Here is a 16021-nt window from a genome sequence, read left to right on the forward strand (position 1 = left end):
CGTAACCGGCGGGGCTGGCTGTCAAACAGGCCTTCGGATGCGATCAACCCTGTTTTTGTTGCATGGCCTTGCCCGCGAGTCCGCAACTTTTTTGAGGAAGTGCGGACCAGCAGGGACGGACGATGCAAAGAGCAAGGAAAGGGAGCGAGCCCCTTCCCCCATGTCGATGCGATCAAGCCTGCTCGAGCCAGACCTTGCCGTAGTCGCGTTCGAAGGTCGGGTGCATCTTGTAGTTCTGCACCGCCTTGACCGAGTGGCTGTAGAGCTTGCGCCAGTACGGCTGGATCATGATGCCGGAATCCTGCAGGATCTGCTCGATGTCCTTCATCATTTCCTTGCGCTTGGCGGCGTCGGCAACGGCGAGCGCCGCATTGAGCTTGGCGTCCCAGTCCGGATTCGACCAGCCGGCCTCGTTCCAGGCCTCGCCGGTGCGATAGGCGATGGCCAGAACCTGGACGCCGAGCGGGCGCATGTTCCAGTTGGTCATCGACAGCGGATACTTCGTCCAGTCGTTCCAGAACGTCGAACCCGGCAGAACGGTGCGCTTCACCTTGATGCCGGCGTCGCGCAGCTGGGCGGCGATCGCATCGCCGGTATTCTTGTGCCAGTCTTCATCGACGGTGATCAGCTCGTGTTCGAAGTCGGCCTGGCCGGCTTCCGCCATCAGCGCCTTTGCCTTGGCCGGATCACGGGCAACCTTGGGCAGCTCGTAATATTCCGGATGGATCGAGCAGACATGGTGGTTTTCGGCGACCGAACCGGCATTGCCGTAGCCGAGCTGCAAGACGACATTGTTGTCGACCGCAAGCTGCAGCGCGTTGCGCACCTTCTGGTCGCCATAGGGCTTGTTGTTGACGTTGGTGCGGCAGACGATGGTCGACGCGGTGACGATTTCCGACTTCACCAGGTCCATGCCGTCGAGGATCGACACGTAGTCGGCCGAAGTCTCGAAATTGGTGTGCACTTCGCCGGCTTCGAAAGCGCTGACCATGGCCGCCGGATCGGTGCCGTAGTCGATGAATTCCAGGCCGTCGAGGAACACTTCGCCGTCCCACCACTTGTCGTCGGTGCGGCGCTTGTAGACCACCTTCTGACCGACATCGTAGGAGACGAGTTCGAACGGACCGGTGCCGATCGGGCAGGCCTTGAAGTCGCCGCCCTTCTCATCGAAGGTCTTGTGGACGATGAGGCCGGGATAGTCGCACATGTTCGGAATCAGCGCGATGTCCGGCTTGGTGAGCTTCAGCACGACCGTGTGGTCGTCCGGCATGGTCACGGCGCTTTCGTCGAGCTTGTCGTCCTTGACCAGCGAGCCAAGACGGCCTGGCATGGAATTGCCTTCGGCTTTCTTGTCGGCCCAACGCTTCAGGTTGAAGACGACGTCGGCGGAGGTGAAGGCATCGCCATTCGACCAGGTGACGCCCTTGCGCACATGCAGCGTGTACTGCGTGGCATCGTCGTTGACGTCCCAGCTTTCCAGCAGATAGGGGCGGAACGTGTATTCGGACGTGTACTTGACCAACGGCTCGAGCGCCTGGCGCTCGGCATTGGCGATTTCCGACCAGTCGGCCTTGCGCGGGTCCTTGGGATCCTTAATCCACTGGGCGATCTTCAGCGTGCCGCCCTTCTTGCCCTTTACCTCTTCGGCCTTCGCCGGCGTCGGATCGGCGAGGCCGAGCAAGCCGTAAGCCATTGCCGTCGATGCACCGAAGACGCTGGCCATGGCCAGGAATTCGCGGCGATCCACCTTGCCTGCCTTGGCTTCTTCGGCCATGGCCAGGATGTGATCCGGAACGCGATCGCCATTACTCTTATAAATTGTCATGACTTAACTCCCATTGTTGGCTTTCCGCCTTTTAACATTCCGCATCCAGGCCATGATGTCAAAGACGGCGTGGATTGAGAACATGTTAGGGAATGTGCAACTTTGAAAGGGGAGCGGTTCGCGTGATAACGACAGTCTTGGCGCAAATTTGCTACTGTCCAACGGATTCTTCTGGAATCTCGGTAGTCGATTAAACTGAGACATTTACTCCAGCCCGGACAGCGCCAGAATCGATCCATCATGAGGCCAAAAGTCCTGCCGAACTATCAGTATTCCTTCTCGTAGAAGATGCCGCCCTTGGCTTCGCCGGCATCGTTGGCCTCGCCGCGCAGCTTGACGCCGCGTCCGACATTGAGGTCGATCGTCGCCTTGCCCGAGCCCGGCTTGTCGCCTTTCTGGATCGTGACATAGGTGCGGTCGTTGAGGTATTTGCCCGCCGAAACCGCCGTGCCGCCCTGGTCGTCGGTGGTGACGTCGAGGTCGTCGACACCAATGGCGCTGCGCAGGTTTTCCAGCAGCGACGTCGAGCCGCCGACGCCGGCCAGTTGCCCGGCGGCCTCGGCCAACTGGGCGATCTGCAGCGGCGACAGGTTCGACATCGAGCGCCCGAAGATCAATTGCGCCAGCACCTCGTCCTCGGGCAGCGCCGGCACCGAGGAGAAGGTGAACTTCGGATTGGTCGCCTCGCCCGACACCACGATGGTGACGGTGGCGCCGGTCGTCGTCGTAGTCGCCGTCAAATTGAGATAGGGCACCAGCGAACCGGAAAATCCGACCGTGCCTTCGGTGAAGGTCAGCCGCTTGCCGAGAATCGACAGCCGTCCGCGCTGCAGGGTGAAGGTGCCGACCGCTTGCGGCGACGAGGCCGGGCCGGTCAGCTTCAGCGAGCCGCCAAGTTCGGCATCGACGCCCCTGCCCTGGATGAAGATCTGGTTCGGCGCGTTGACCGTGACATCGAGCGCAAGGCCGCTACCGCCGCCCTTGCCGCTGGTCGTCGGCGGCCGCAGCGCCTTGTCCTGCGCCTTTACCGCACCTGGCGCGTTCTTGTGCTTGACGTCGAGCGCCGCCAGCGAGCCCGGCAATTTGTCCGGAACAGTGATCACCGTCTTGGCGAGATTGACGGTGCCGGCAATGACCGGTGCGGAGGTCAGCGGTCCCTTGATCGTAAGGTCGCCGCCGAGATTGGCGGTCACCACCCTTCCGTCCGTATAGCGGCCGTCGACCAGCTTGATCGACAAATCGGCCGGAAAACCCTGCGCCGGGTTGATGCCAACCGTGCCGCTGGCCGACAGGCTGCCGCGCGTCGACAGCGTTCCGGTCAACCGGTTGATCCTGGCGACGCCGCCGGCAATCGAGACATCGGCGGCGAGATCGTTGACGGCGAGGCCGGAGCGCGCATCGACAAGGCGCGCACCCGAGGTGCTGACGCTGCCGCCGATGACGGGCGATGTCGCGGGACCGCGCACCTGCACGTTGACATTGGCGGTTCCGGACAGCGACAGGCCCTGCGCGGCAAGCTTCTGGCTGAGCAGGCCGAACGGCACGACGCCATTGAAGTCGAGCACCAGTGCCGGCGTGCCGGCCGTCGTCACGCTGCCGCCGCCCTTCAGGCCAAGGCCGGCGCCATCGCCGACATTGGCATTGAAGGTCAGTTTGTTGGCGCCGAAGGTGCCCGACGAGGAGACACTGACCGCACCGACACCGGCACCGCGGGTCTGCGAGGTCTGCACGCCCGCTGCGTCGAGATTGAAGGCAATGGCGGGATTTGCCGGCGCGCCCGTCACCTTGACCGTGCCCGAAATCGAGCCGGCGGCGTCGAGGCCCGGCGAAAAACTGTTGGCGAGCGACATCGGCACCCGCGCCAGCGTCGCATTGATGTCGAGCGCCGTGCCGACCTTGCCGGTCACCGTCGCCGTGCCACCGCCAAGGTTGAGCACCAGCCGGTCCAGCGTCGTCGTGCCATTGGCGATGCTGACGGTCGAGGCCTGGGCAATGGCCGCCTTGATGCCCTGGACGGTCGCCTGGCCGGAGGCAAGCTCGATGGTCGTCGTGCCGTTGGCCACTTTCACGCGGCCGGCGGCCTGTGCCGGAATGCCCTTGACGGTTGCGCCGCCGGAGAAACCGGTCCAGTCGCCGTCGCGCTTCAAATCGACATCGATGCCGCTGATCACGGTGCCACCTGACGTGACGGTGTCGGCGCGGATCTTTCCGGAGATCACGGGCGCCGCCAGATAGTTGGCGACAAGCGCATCGATCGAGACGGCTTTCGCCTGCAGGTCGCCCCGCGTAATCGACGCGGTCGCCGCCTTGATGGCGACCTGCGGCGCGGTGCCGTTCTTCGAAAAGGCGATCGTGCCACGTACGTCGCCTTCGGCCTTTTCCAGCGCAAGTGCCGCCAGCGGGCCGATATCGGGCAGGTCGAGCGCGATGGTGCCGACCGGCACGAACTTCTCGTCCAGCGCCAGATCGCCGGAAATCCTGTTCTTGCCGAGCGACAGCAGCAGGCCGTTGATGGCGCTCTTGCCGTCCGCCGTCGCCAGCACCGCACTGCCTTGCAGCGCCTGGCCGGCGACATTGCCGGTCAGTTGCACATTCGCCGCCGGATTGGCGGCGTCGGCCTTGCCGGTGGCGGTCAGCTTCAACCCGGTGATCTCTCGCGCCGCCACGAGAAGGCGATCGCTGTCGACCGTCAGTGACAGATCCGGCGCCGTGGCCGGCCCCTGTGCGTTCAACGCAAAGGCGATGGCGCCCTTGGCATCCTTCGACAGCAGCGAGATGTCGCTCAGCGCGCCCTTGATGTCGGCGGCCACCTTGTTGTCGGCAAGGCTGGCTTGCCCGTCGGCGGTCAGCGCACCCGAGGTCAACTTCAATCCGCCTATGTTGATGCTGCCGTTGGGGTCGCGCTTCAGCGTGGCGCTGATCTCAGCGCGTTCGCCAAGCATGCCGCGCGCCGCCGCAGGCAAGGCCGACGATGGGGCATCCGCCTTCAGGTTGAGGTCTATGGCACCGTCTCGCAGCGATACCTGGCCGGCGACCTGGCTGTTCAATGCATCGCTTTTGAGCGAGCCGCTGTCGATGGCAAACAGGTCGGCCGTCAGGCGGCCGCTGACGGCTGCCGTGACCTTGCCGGCGATCAGCGGCGCGATCACCGGATTGTTGAGACCGACCTTGTCCACCGACACCGTGCCGGAAACCGGCCCTGCACGGTTCTTGAGATCGAACGCATCCGAATGCAACGCCAGGGCAAGCCCCTCCACCCTCGCCGGGCTGGTGACGATCGAGGGCAGGATCGCCGAGACATCCAGGCGGGCCCGCGTGCTCTCGCCCGCCACCTTTGCCGACAAGGACTGGATCTCGATCTTGACCGGGCTCTCGGCGCTGCCGACAGTCAGGGGCAGGCTGGGGCCGGATGAGATGAGATCGAGCACAAAATCGCTGGCGCCGTTCGGGTTGAGGGTGCCGGTTGCCTTGCCGGAAACCTTGTCGCCGGTCAGCGTCACCTGATCGAGCACCACGCCGCCGGCAATCGTGTAGCTGCCGGCCGCATCGACGGCGAGCGGTCCGAGCCCGGCCTGCCGGGTCTGGCTGGTTTCGATACCGGCCAGTTGCGCATTGAAGCGGACGTCGGGAGCGGCCGGCGGTCCGGTCAAACCAGCCGTGCCGCTGAGCGTGCCCACAGCATCGAGGCCGGGCGAAAATCCATTGGCGAGCGCCGCGGGCAGTGCCGAAAATTGCGCCGCGAGGTCGAGCGTCTGGCCAGCTGTCCCGGACAAGGTCACCGAGCCGCCGCCGACGTCGAGCGCCAGCCTTTCGATGCTGGTCGTGCCGTTGGCGATGCTTAGTGTCGACGCCTGAGCGATTGCCGCCTTGATGCCGCGAACCGTCGCCTCGCCGGAGGCAATCTCGATGCTCGTCGTGCCGTCGGCGATCTTCACCCGGCCGGCAGCGGTCGCCGGAATGCCCGCTATGGTGGCGCTGCCGGTAAAATTGGTCCAGTCGCCATCACGCTTCAGGTCGACGCCGATGCCGCCGATTTCCGTGCTCCCGGAGGTGACGCTGTCGGCCTTGATCGTACCCGCGATCGCCGGCGCCTTGAGATAATTGGCGATCAGCGCATTGACGGTGATGGCCTTGGCCGTCACCTCGCCGCGAGCGATCGATGTGCTCTTGGCATCGATGGCGACGGAGGGCGCGTCGCCATCCCCTGCGAAGCGGATGGTTCCGTCGATGTCGCCCGTTATCGCCTGGCCGGCAAGTGCGGCCAGCTGGTCGATGGCAGGTGCATCGAGCGTCAGCGTGCCGAGCGGCATGTACTTGTCGTCGAGCGCGAGATCACCCGAGACCTTGTTGTCGCCGAGCGAGACCAGAAAACCATTGATCGAACGCTTGCCTTCGCTCGTCACCAGCGCTGCTTTGATGTCGAGCGGCTGGTCGTCGACGGAGCCGGTCAGCGAGACATTGGCGGCGGGACTGGTGATATCGGCCTTGCCGCTAGCCGTCAGCTTGATGCTCTTCACCGTGCGGCCCGATGCCGTCAGGCTGTCGCTATCGGCGGTAACCGTGAAATCCGGCGCCGTCATGGCGCCGCTTGCCGACAGCGCGAAATCGACGCCACCGGCAACCGGCACGCCGACTGTCGGCGACAGCACCGAAACGTCGCCCAGTTTGCCCTTGATGTCGGCCTGGATGTCGGTGCCTTGCATGCTGGCCGTGCCGGCGGCGCTGAGCGTGCCGGAGGTGAATTCGATCGAATTGGCGGCGAAGGATCCCTGCGGATCGCGGGCCGCGCTGGCCGAGAATTTCACCCTAGCGCCGAGCACCGAGGCGATCTGCGGCGGAAAGGCCGTCGCCACGGCATCCGCGTTCATCTTGAGCTGCATAGACAGGTCGGCAAGCGCCACCGTCGCGGTCAGCGAAGCGTTGAGCGCGTCGGAACGCAGCGTGCCCTGGTCGATGGCAATGGCGTCCTTGCTGACCGACCCGGCCAGGTCGACATCGATCTTGCCGGTGATCAGCGGCGCCAGCGTCGCCACGTCGGTGTTGAGGCCGCCCGCCTCCAGCTTGACGGTGACCGGCCCGGCGCGGTTCTGGATGTCAAAACCGTCGGAATGGATCTGGGCCGCCAGATCGTCCAGCCGCGTGCCGCCGGCGACGATGGAGACGAAGGAGGCGCCGACGTCGATGATCGGCGCCTTGCCGTCGCCGAAGGCGCGGGCGGTGGCATTGCTGATCGCCAGCGTGATCGGCTGCGCCTTGCTGCCGACGCTGATCACCACGGGCGGCCCCTTGGCGGCGAGTTCGACCGAGAGGTCGCTGGCGCCGGCAGGATCGACAATGCCGGTCGCGGTGCCGTGCACCGCATCGCTGTCGATGTTGGCGCGGTCGACACTGACGCCACCGGCCGATGTGGCGGTGCCGGCAATATCGAAACTGGTCTTGCCGGCAAACAGCGGCTTGAGATTCTCAGGCAGGAAGCGAGCGAAATCGCCGTCGCCCTTGGCCTCGATATGATTGCCCTTGTCGGTCAGTTGGTGGCGACCCGTCAGCTGGGTGACGATCTTGCCGTCGACTGAGAACGTGCCGATGCCGTTCCAATTGGCGAGCGGCCCGGTGCCCGAGACATTTATGTCGACCGGTGGCGTATCGGGCAACTTGAGCAGATTGGCGATGATGCCGCCTGCCGGCTCCGAGGCCTTGAGGTCGAGATCGAGCCTGTTGTCCGCCGGCGCAAAGTGGATCTTGGCGTCGACATTACCTTGCTTGCCGTCATGGCGGGTGATGTTGAGCACCGTCTCGACCGCCAGCGGTGCGGCATCGGCCTTGACCGATCCCTTGGCCGCAAGCTCGGCGATGCCGCTGCCGGCCAGTTGCTGGCCAAGCGCGATCTCGGGCAGATCGATCTGCTTGATGTCGATGGAAACCGGCAGCGTCGTCGTACCCCCGCTCGGCGCTGGCTGCGTGCTGGCCACCGGCAATCGCGCCAGTTCGATACGCTCGGCAGCGATACGGTCGGCGCTGAAGTTTTTCGACAGCAGCGCCAGCGGCGACCAGTCGACGGCCACCTTGCGCGCCACCAGCCAGGCGCCCTCGCGGTCCTCCAGCACGACATGGTCGACGCTGAGCGCCCCGGACCAGATGCCGTCTATGCCGCTGACCGTGATCTTGCGGTTGTCGTTCGAAGCCAGCCGCGAAATGATGCCGGCGAGATTGTCGCGGCCGCGCTCGGTCTTGGTCAGCACCACCAGCGCGCCGATCGCTCCCGCAACCACGATCAGCAGCGTGTAAAGGACAATGCGGAGGATGCGCCAGACTGTTTTCATCGCTCAGAATGCCTGCCCGATGCCGGCATAGATGCCGAAACGCGGGTCGCCCGGATCGCGGTTGAGCGGCACGGCGGCATCGATGCGCAGTGGCCCGAACGGCGTGACATAGCGCAGGCCGACGCCGGCGCCGACCTTGACATCGGAGAAATCGGGAGCCGATTTGGTCGATACGGTGCCGGCGTCGACGAACGGCACGATGCCGATCGTATCGGTGATGGCGATGCGCATCTCGACCGAGGTTTCGAAGAAGGAGAGGCCGCCGATCGGCTGGCCGGTGAAGTCCTTGGGTCCGATGCCCTGATAGGCATAGCCGCGCACCGAACCGCCGCCCCCGGAATAAAAGCGCCGGTCGGCTGGCACATGTTCGAGGCTGGTGCCGACGATCGAACCGATGGCGACACGTTCGGCCAGCACGAATTTCGAAGCCGAGTCCAGCGACTGATAGGCCGACCCTTCGCCCCTCAGCTTCAGGAACGCCGCACCGCTCAAAATGTCGTAGCTGGGCTCGGCATAGGCCAGCACCCGGAAGCCGCTTGTCGGGTTCAGCCGGTTGTCCCGGTTGTCATAGACATATTGCAGCGGGATGCTGGCGATCAGGTATTTGTGCTTGCCGAAAGCGTCGTGGATGCGGGAATAGTCGAGCGCCACCTCGGCGGAAACCGTCTGCTTCTTGGTCAGCTCGTAGGACAGCCCGGTGCTGCCCTTGACCGAGAAATGGTCATAGGCGTCAGGATGTTCGAGTACCGTCTTGACGCCGGCGAAGAACTTCGATGCCGGCCCGATCACGCCCGGCTTTTCGAACATGATGCCGGCATTGTAGTTGAGCTCGCCGAGATCATTGCTGCCGATGCCACTGATCTTGCCGTCGATGCGCAGCTTCTCGGCCCGGCCGAACAAATTTCGGTGGCCCCAATAACCTTCCAGGCCCAGCCCCTCGGTGTTGGAGAAGGTGCCGCCGACGCCGAAATAGCGTGGCTTGCGCTCGCTGACCTGGACGCCGATCGGAATGTTGCCGTCGGCATCGAGCGTGTCGGCTTCCTTGAACGTCACGCTGTTGAAGACCTCGAGCGCCAGCAGCCGGTCGCGCGCGTCATCGATCTCTTGCGGCGAGTACTGCCGGCCGCGCTTGAGGCCGGTCATGTATTCGGTGAAGTCGCGGTCGACCTTTTCGGTGCCTTCCACCGTTGTGTCGCCATAGCCGGCGACCGGCCCAGCGGCGACCGTCAGCGTCACGTCCAGCGTCGAAGTAGCGTGGTCGGCGACGATCTGCCGGTCCGTCACCTCTGCCAGCGGCCTGCCTTGCTCCTTCAGCGTCCGCACGATCAGCGCCTCGGCCTTGAGCACAGCGCCGGATCCCGCATCGCCGCCTGATATCAAGCCGTAATCGGCGCTCATCAGCCCTGCCGCGTCGCCCTCAAGGTGGATATTGCCCAAGGTGAATTTCGGCCCGCTGGCAATGTCGATGACCACGGGAACCGGCTGCGGCCCCTTGAATTCGGCATCCGGCGGCAAATCGTCGAGCGGCTTGCCGTCGATGGTGACGGTGACGACGCCTTCGTAGCGGGCATCGGCATAGAGCGCGGCGACAAGCTGTTCGCGGTCGCTGCGCGCCTTGGCCATCAGCCCGAGCGAGCCGGAAACCGGACGCTCCTCGTCACTCTTCAGCGCCGAGGCATTTTCGAGCTTCTTGACCAGATCCTTGTCGGCGTCGGGGGCGGAAATGGTAACGGCGTAGCGCAGGGGATCGACGATATCGGCATCCTCGTCGCTGGACGATCCCCACAGCTTGATGCCGAAAAGCTCGAAAGCGGCCGCCGGCCGCGATTCGGCGACGAGCACGGTCGAGCACATCATGGCCAGCAGCAGGGCGCGCGGAAGCGCACGCCCTGGCGCGCGACCTCCTGACATCTGCTCTTCATGCGCCGGCATTAAGACAACCTAGATTACAAAACTAAAATTGGAATGAAGTTCTGAAGCGCTCGTAAAGGGGCCACAATCCAATTGTCTGAAATAGGGCGGGCTTGGAATTCACACCTTTTGCGTCGCCGCAAGAAAGCGTGATCCCCTGTCCTATGGAGGTACTACCGGTCATCGGCCGGAAAGGAAACCGTTGGCAGGCGGAACCCTGCCGCGTCCTCGTGTTGACAAGCCTGACTGAAGCTTGATCATGCCCGGACGTCAGCTGTGTCTGGAGGGGTGTTATGGCAATGCGCGCGGCTCGTGGTCTGTCTATCCTGATTCTTCTGTTTTTCGCCTGGGCCAATGTCCTGGCCTGGAGCAGCGCCGCGCAAGCGGCCGAGGCCCGGCGGATCGCGACAACGGACAATTCCGATTATTTCGGCTTTGATCTCAGGTCCGACCAGAATGTGACAATCGACCAGTGCAAGACGACATGCCTGGGAGACCCGGCCTGCCGCGCCTTCACCTACAACAAAAAAGCCAAATGGTGCTTCCTCAAATCCGACTACAACCAGCTGAAAACCTTCAACGGCGCGGTCGCGGGCAAGGTCGTCAACATCGATGGCGATCCTGATATCGGCGCGCCGCCGGAACTCGCTTTCTTCCCCAACTGGATGGCCGATCAGGCCCAGCAATACCGCAACAAGCTGCTCGGCCCGGCCTATGACAAGCCGACCGAAGGCATGGCTGCCTTGCTGAACGCCGCCGAACAGGCCGTGCTGACCGGGGATCACCGCTCCGCCATGCTGAAATACGAGGCCGCGGTCTCGGTGCTGCCCGATGATGGTCCGCTCTGGCTCAACCTGGCGCGTGAAACGCTGGCCGTTCAGCCCGCCGCCAGCACCTCCGAAGCCTCCACTTTGCCGGCGAACGGCACGTCGGCCGCTTTCAATGCCTATAAATTGCTGCGCACCACCAAGACGCGCGCCGAAGTGCTGGCGCTGCTCGGCAACGGGCTCGACAAGCGCGATCTCTACCGGCCGGCGCTGCAGGCCTATGAGGCCAGCCTTGCGCTGAACCCTTCGCCGGCGGTCCAGGCCGACTATGCCGATCTCAAGGCCCGCAAGGGTTTCCGCGTTGTCGATCACACCATCGACGCCGACACCAGCGCGCCGCGCATCTGCGCGCAATTCTCCGAGGATCTGGTCAAGACCGGCGTCGACTACGCGCCGTTCGTCACCGTCGACAACGCGCCACCCAAGGGCGTCGAGGCCAAGGACAAGCAAATCTGCGTCGAAGGGCTGGAGCATGGTCAGCATTACGACGTCACCTTCCGCGCCGGCCTGCCGGCGGCAATCGGCGAAGTGACCGCGGCCCCCGTGGTGCTGTCGATATATGTCCAGGACCGCGCACCGTCCGCCCGCTTCACCGGTGACAGCTTCGTGCTGCCGGCCGGCGCGCGCCGCGGCATTCCGATCGTCACCGTCAACATGAACGCCGCCGAGATGAAGCTCTACCGCATCGGCGATCGTTCGCTGGCCCAACTTCTGTCGGGCTACCAGTTCCTGCACCAGCTCGACGGCTACGACATCTCCAACATTTCCGAGCAGATGGGCGCGCCGGTCTGGCAAGGCCAGCTCGACATCGCCAATGATCTCAACAAGGAGGTCACCACCTCCTTCCCGGTCGACGAGGCGGTGCCGCAGCGCAAGCCCGGCGTCTACGTGCTGACCGCGCAGGCCGTCAACGACAAGAGCGACAACTACAATTCGATGGCCACGCAATGGTTCGTCGTCTCCGACATCGGCCTGTCGACCTATACGGGGCAGGACGGGCTCAACGTCTTTGCGCGTTCACTGGGCAGCGCCAAGCCGATAGCCGGCGCCGAACTGACGCTGGTTGCCAGGAACAATGAGGTTCTCGGCACGGCGACATCGGATGCCGACGGCCATGCCGTCTTCAACCCCGGCCTGACGCGCGGCGACGGCGGCATGGTGCCGGCCGTGCTGATGGCCAAGCAGGGCGACAATGATTTCGTCTTTCTAGATATGGGCCGGGCCGGCTTCGACCTGTCCGACCGCGGCGTCACCGGGCGCGCGGCGCCAGGTGCGCTGGACGTCTATGCCTGGACCGAACGCGGCATCTACCGCGCCGGCGAAGATGTTCATGTCGCGGCGCTTGCCCGCGACGGCGCCGCCAAGGCGGTCGAGAACCTGCCGTTGACCTTCGTCTTCTCGCGCCCCGACGGTGTCGAAAGCCGCCGCATCGTCAGTGACGGCGCTTCGGCCGGTGGCCATGCCGTCGACCTGCCGCTCGAACCCAACGCCATGCGAGGCACCTGGTCGGTGTCGATATATACCGATCCCAAGCAGCCGGCCGTGGCCAGCCACATGTTCCTGGTCGAGGATTTCGTGCCGGATCGCATCGAATTCGACATGAAGGCCGACAAGCAGGAAATCGCCCAGGGCGAAACCGCCAACATCGACATTGACGGCCGCTTCCTCTATGGCGCGCCGGCGGCGGGCCTGGCGCTGGAAGGCGAACTGACGCTGTCGACGTCGCGCGATTGGTACCGCTTCCAGGGCTTTTCCTTCGGTCTCGCCGACGAGCAGTCGGCCGAACCCACGGTCACTCCCCTCGCCGATCTGCCGGTGGTCGGCGATGACGGCAAGGTGACCTTCCCGGTCTCCGTCGACCAACTGCCCTCGACCACCAAGCTGGTCGACGCCAAAGTGACGGTGAGGATGCGCGAAACCGGCGGCCGCGCCATCGAGCGTTCGCTCAACATCGGCATCCGCCCGCAAGGCCATATGATCGGCATCCGTCCGGATTTCGCCGACAATGAAGTGCCGCAGGGCGGCACCGCCAAGTTCAGCCTGATCGCCGTCGATCCCGACGGCAAGCGCGAGGCGCTGAAAGGCGCGCAGTGGACGCTGGTCAAGGTCGAACGCAATTACCAGTGGTACCGCTCCAACAATTCCTGGAACTACGAGCCGGTCACCTTCACCAAGTCGATCGCCAACGGCCAGGTCGACCTTAGCGCCGACGGCGGCGCGACGGTCTCCGTGCCGGTCGATTGGGGTCAGTACCGCCTCGAGGTCGAGACATCGGATCCCGAGGGACCGGCGACAAGCTACGAGTTCGATGCCGGCTGGTATGTCTCCTCGACCACCACCGAAACGCCTGACGGCCTCGAAATCGCCCTCGACAAGGACAATTATGCCGCCGGCGAAGTGGCCAGGCTGAAAGTCTCGCCGCACTTTGCCGGCGAACTTCTCATCAACATCGGTTCCGACAAACTGTTGAAGACCGTCACGGCATCCGTGCCGGCCGGCGGCAGCACGGTCGACATACCGGTCGGCGACGATTGGGGTGCCGGTGCCTATGTCACGGCAACGCTTTTCAGGCCGGGCGATGCGCAGGAAACGCGCATGCCGGCCCGCGCCATCGGCGTGAAATGGCTGAAGGTCGATCCGGGCTCGAAAAAGCTCGCCATCACCTTGACGCCGCCGGACAAGACCATGCCGCGCCAGCAGCTGTCGATCCCGGTTTCGGTCGCCGGCGTGCAGCCGGGAAGCAATGCCTACGTCATGGTTGCCGCCGTCGATGTCGGCATCCTCAACCTGACCAACTACAAGGCCCCGGATCCGGAGAACTGGTTCTTCGGCCAGCGCATGCTGGGCATGGAAATCCGCGACATATACGGCCGCCTGATCGACGGCTCGCTCGGCAACACCGGCAAGCTCAGGACCGGCGGCGACGGCGCCAACATGCAGGCGCAAGGCAACCCGCCGACCGAAAAACTGGTCGCCTTCTTCTCCGGCATCGTCGAACTCGATGCCGACGGCAAGGCGCGGGTCGACTTCGACATCCCGCAGTTCAACGGCACCGTGCGCGTCATGGCCGTCGCCTGGACCAAGGATGCGGTCGGCCACGCCCAGTCCGATGTCATCGTGCGCGATCCCATCGTGATCACCGCTGGCCTGCCACGCTTCCTGGCGCCTGGTGACGCCGCCGTCATGCGCCTCGACGTCGCCGACACCGATGGTCCGGCCGGCGACTATGCGTTCTCGATCGAAACGACGGGTGACCTGTCGACCGGCGACAAGCCCCTGCCCCAGAAGCTGACGCTCGCCCAGGGCAAGCGCCAGACGCTGACCGTGCCGCTGATCGCTCAGACGGCCGGCAATGCCTCGCTCACCATCAAGCTTGCCCATGCCGACGGCACCAGGGTCGAGCAGACGCTCTATGTGCCGGTGCGCCCGGCGCAATTGCTGGTGACCACCCGGCTGGTGGTCGACCTCAAGGGCAATGGCGGCGCGCTGCGCGTCGACAAGGAACTGCTGGCAGCCAGCCTGCTCAACGGCGCCTCCGTCAGCGTCGGCGTTTCGCAGGCAGCCGCCTTCGACGTGCCGTCGCTGCTGATGACGCTCGACCGCTACCCCTATGGTTGCGCCGAGCAGACCACCAGCCGCGCCATGCCGCTTCTCTACGTCAATGAGTTGGCTTCCGGCGTCGGCATGGCCAGCGATCCCGATATCCATGGCCGCATCCAGGACGCCATCTATAAGGTTCTGAGCTATCAGGCCTCGGGCGGCAGCTTCGGCCTGTGGGGTCCGGGCTCTGGCGATCTGTGGCTTGATTCCTATGTCACCGACTTCCTGACCAGGGCGCGCGAGCAGAAATACGACGTGCCGAGCCTGGCCATGAACCAGGCGCTGAGCAATTTGCAGAACTCGCTCGGCTACGACCAGAGCGTGCAGGACCGTGGCAGCGAGATCGCCTACGCCCTCTACGTTCTGGCCCGCAACAAGAAGGCCTCGATCGGCGACCTGCGCTACTATGCGGATACCCAACTCGAAGCTTTCTCAAGCCCGATGGCCGTTGCCCAGCTGGCGGCAAGCCTGGCGCTCTACGGCGATACACCGCGCGCCGAAGCCACCTTCAAGACCGCCTTGCAGTTGGCAAAGTCCACCACCGACTACGACTACTACCGCTCCGACTACGGTTCGCGGCTGCGTGATGGCGCAGCGATGCTGGCGCTGGCGGCGGAATCGAAGCCGGTGCCGACAATCGTGCCGGAACTGATCAAGCTGGTGACCAGGGAACGCGCGGAAGCCCGCTGGACCACCACCCAGGACGAATCCTGGATGCTGCTGGCGGCCCGCGCGCTGAAGGAGGGCAATGATACGATCACGCTGGCCGTCAATGGCGCGGCGCATTCCGGCGGCTACTCCAACCAGGTGGAAGGCTCTGACCTGGCCGACAGCCCGCTGACCATCGCCAACACCGGCAAGACCCCGCTGCAGGCCGTCGTCACCACCGTGGCGTCGCCGGTCCAGCCCTTGCCGGCCGGCGGCGACGGCTTCACCATCAACCGCACCTACTACAAGCTCGACGGCACCGAGGCCAATGTCACCGAGGCGACGCAGAACGAACGCTATGTCGTCGTGCTCAAGGTCAACGAGCAGAACAAATGGCCGTCGCGCCTGCTGGTCACCGACCTGTTGCCGGCCGGCTTCGAGATCGACAATCCCGGCCTGGTGTCCAGCGCCCAGTTGACGAACTTCTCGTGGCTGGCGCAGACCGATGCCGCCCATCTCGAATTCCGCGACGACCGTTTCGTCGCGGCGTTCAACCCGGCCGACGGCGATCATGACCACAATCTGACGCTCGCCTATGTCGTGCGCGCGGTGACGCCTGGTACCTATGCGCACCCGGCGGCAACGGTGGAGGACATGTACCGGCCGCAATATTCGGCCCGCACCGCCACCGGCATGATGGAGGTCAAGGCGCCGTAAGGCGCCTTGGCGAATATGAAAGTGAGGCTTGTGCTGCCCCTCATTGCCCTGCCCGGCATTTCTCCCCGTATAGTGACGGGGAGAAAGAGGCCTGCAACAAAGCTTTCGCCAACTTTGAACGTTGCGGGAAAAGCGCCAACGGCCATGACAGCACCCTTCTCCCCGTCACTATA

4 protein-coding genes are annotated in these 16021 nt (G+C 64.4%); 1 reads left to right on the forward strand and 3 read right to left on the reverse strand.

Features of this window, described 5'->3' with window-relative positions; genetic code table 11:
* Nucleotides 1–172 precede the first annotated feature (172 nt).
* From NKJ67_RS22185 to NKJ67_RS22195, 3 genes are all read right to left on the reverse strand, one after another.
* Nucleotides 173–1825: an ABC transporter substrate-binding protein gene (locus tag NKJ67_RS22185; protein ID WP_127331805.1), complete on the reverse strand. Its 1653-nt coding sequence runs from the start codon at nucleotides 1823–1825 to the stop codon at nucleotides 173–175.
* Nucleotides 1826–2091: 266 nt separating this feature from the next.
* Nucleotides 2092–8145 carry a translocation/assembly module TamB domain-containing protein gene (locus tag NKJ67_RS22190; protein ID WP_352583089.1) on the reverse strand — a complete coding sequence of 2018 codons (6054 nt, stop codon included), beginning with the start codon at nucleotides 8143–8145 and terminating at the stop codon, nucleotides 2092–2094.
* 3 nt (nucleotides 8146–8148) lie between these two features.
* Entirely contained in the window at nucleotides 8149–10077 is a 1929-nt protein-coding gene (locus NKJ67_RS22195; protein WP_127398130.1) for an autotransporter assembly complex protein TamA, read from the reverse strand.
* 272 nt (nucleotides 10078–10349) lie between these two features.
* Between NKJ67_RS22195 and NKJ67_RS22200 the strand changes: the two genes are divergently transcribed.
* The gene (locus NKJ67_RS22200) at nucleotides 10350–15848 is read left to right on the forward strand and encodes an alpha-2-macroglobulin family protein (RefSeq protein ID WP_352583091.1); all 5499 of its coding nucleotides are present in this window, start codon (nucleotides 10350–10352) and stop codon (nucleotides 15846–15848) included.
* The last annotated feature ends 173 nt before the right edge of the window (nucleotides 15849–16021 follow it).

It is taken from the genome of Mesorhizobium sp. M0088, from assembly GCF_040322895.1.
Lineage (GTDB): Bacteria > Pseudomonadota > Alphaproteobacteria > Rhizobiales > Rhizobiaceae > Mesorhizobium.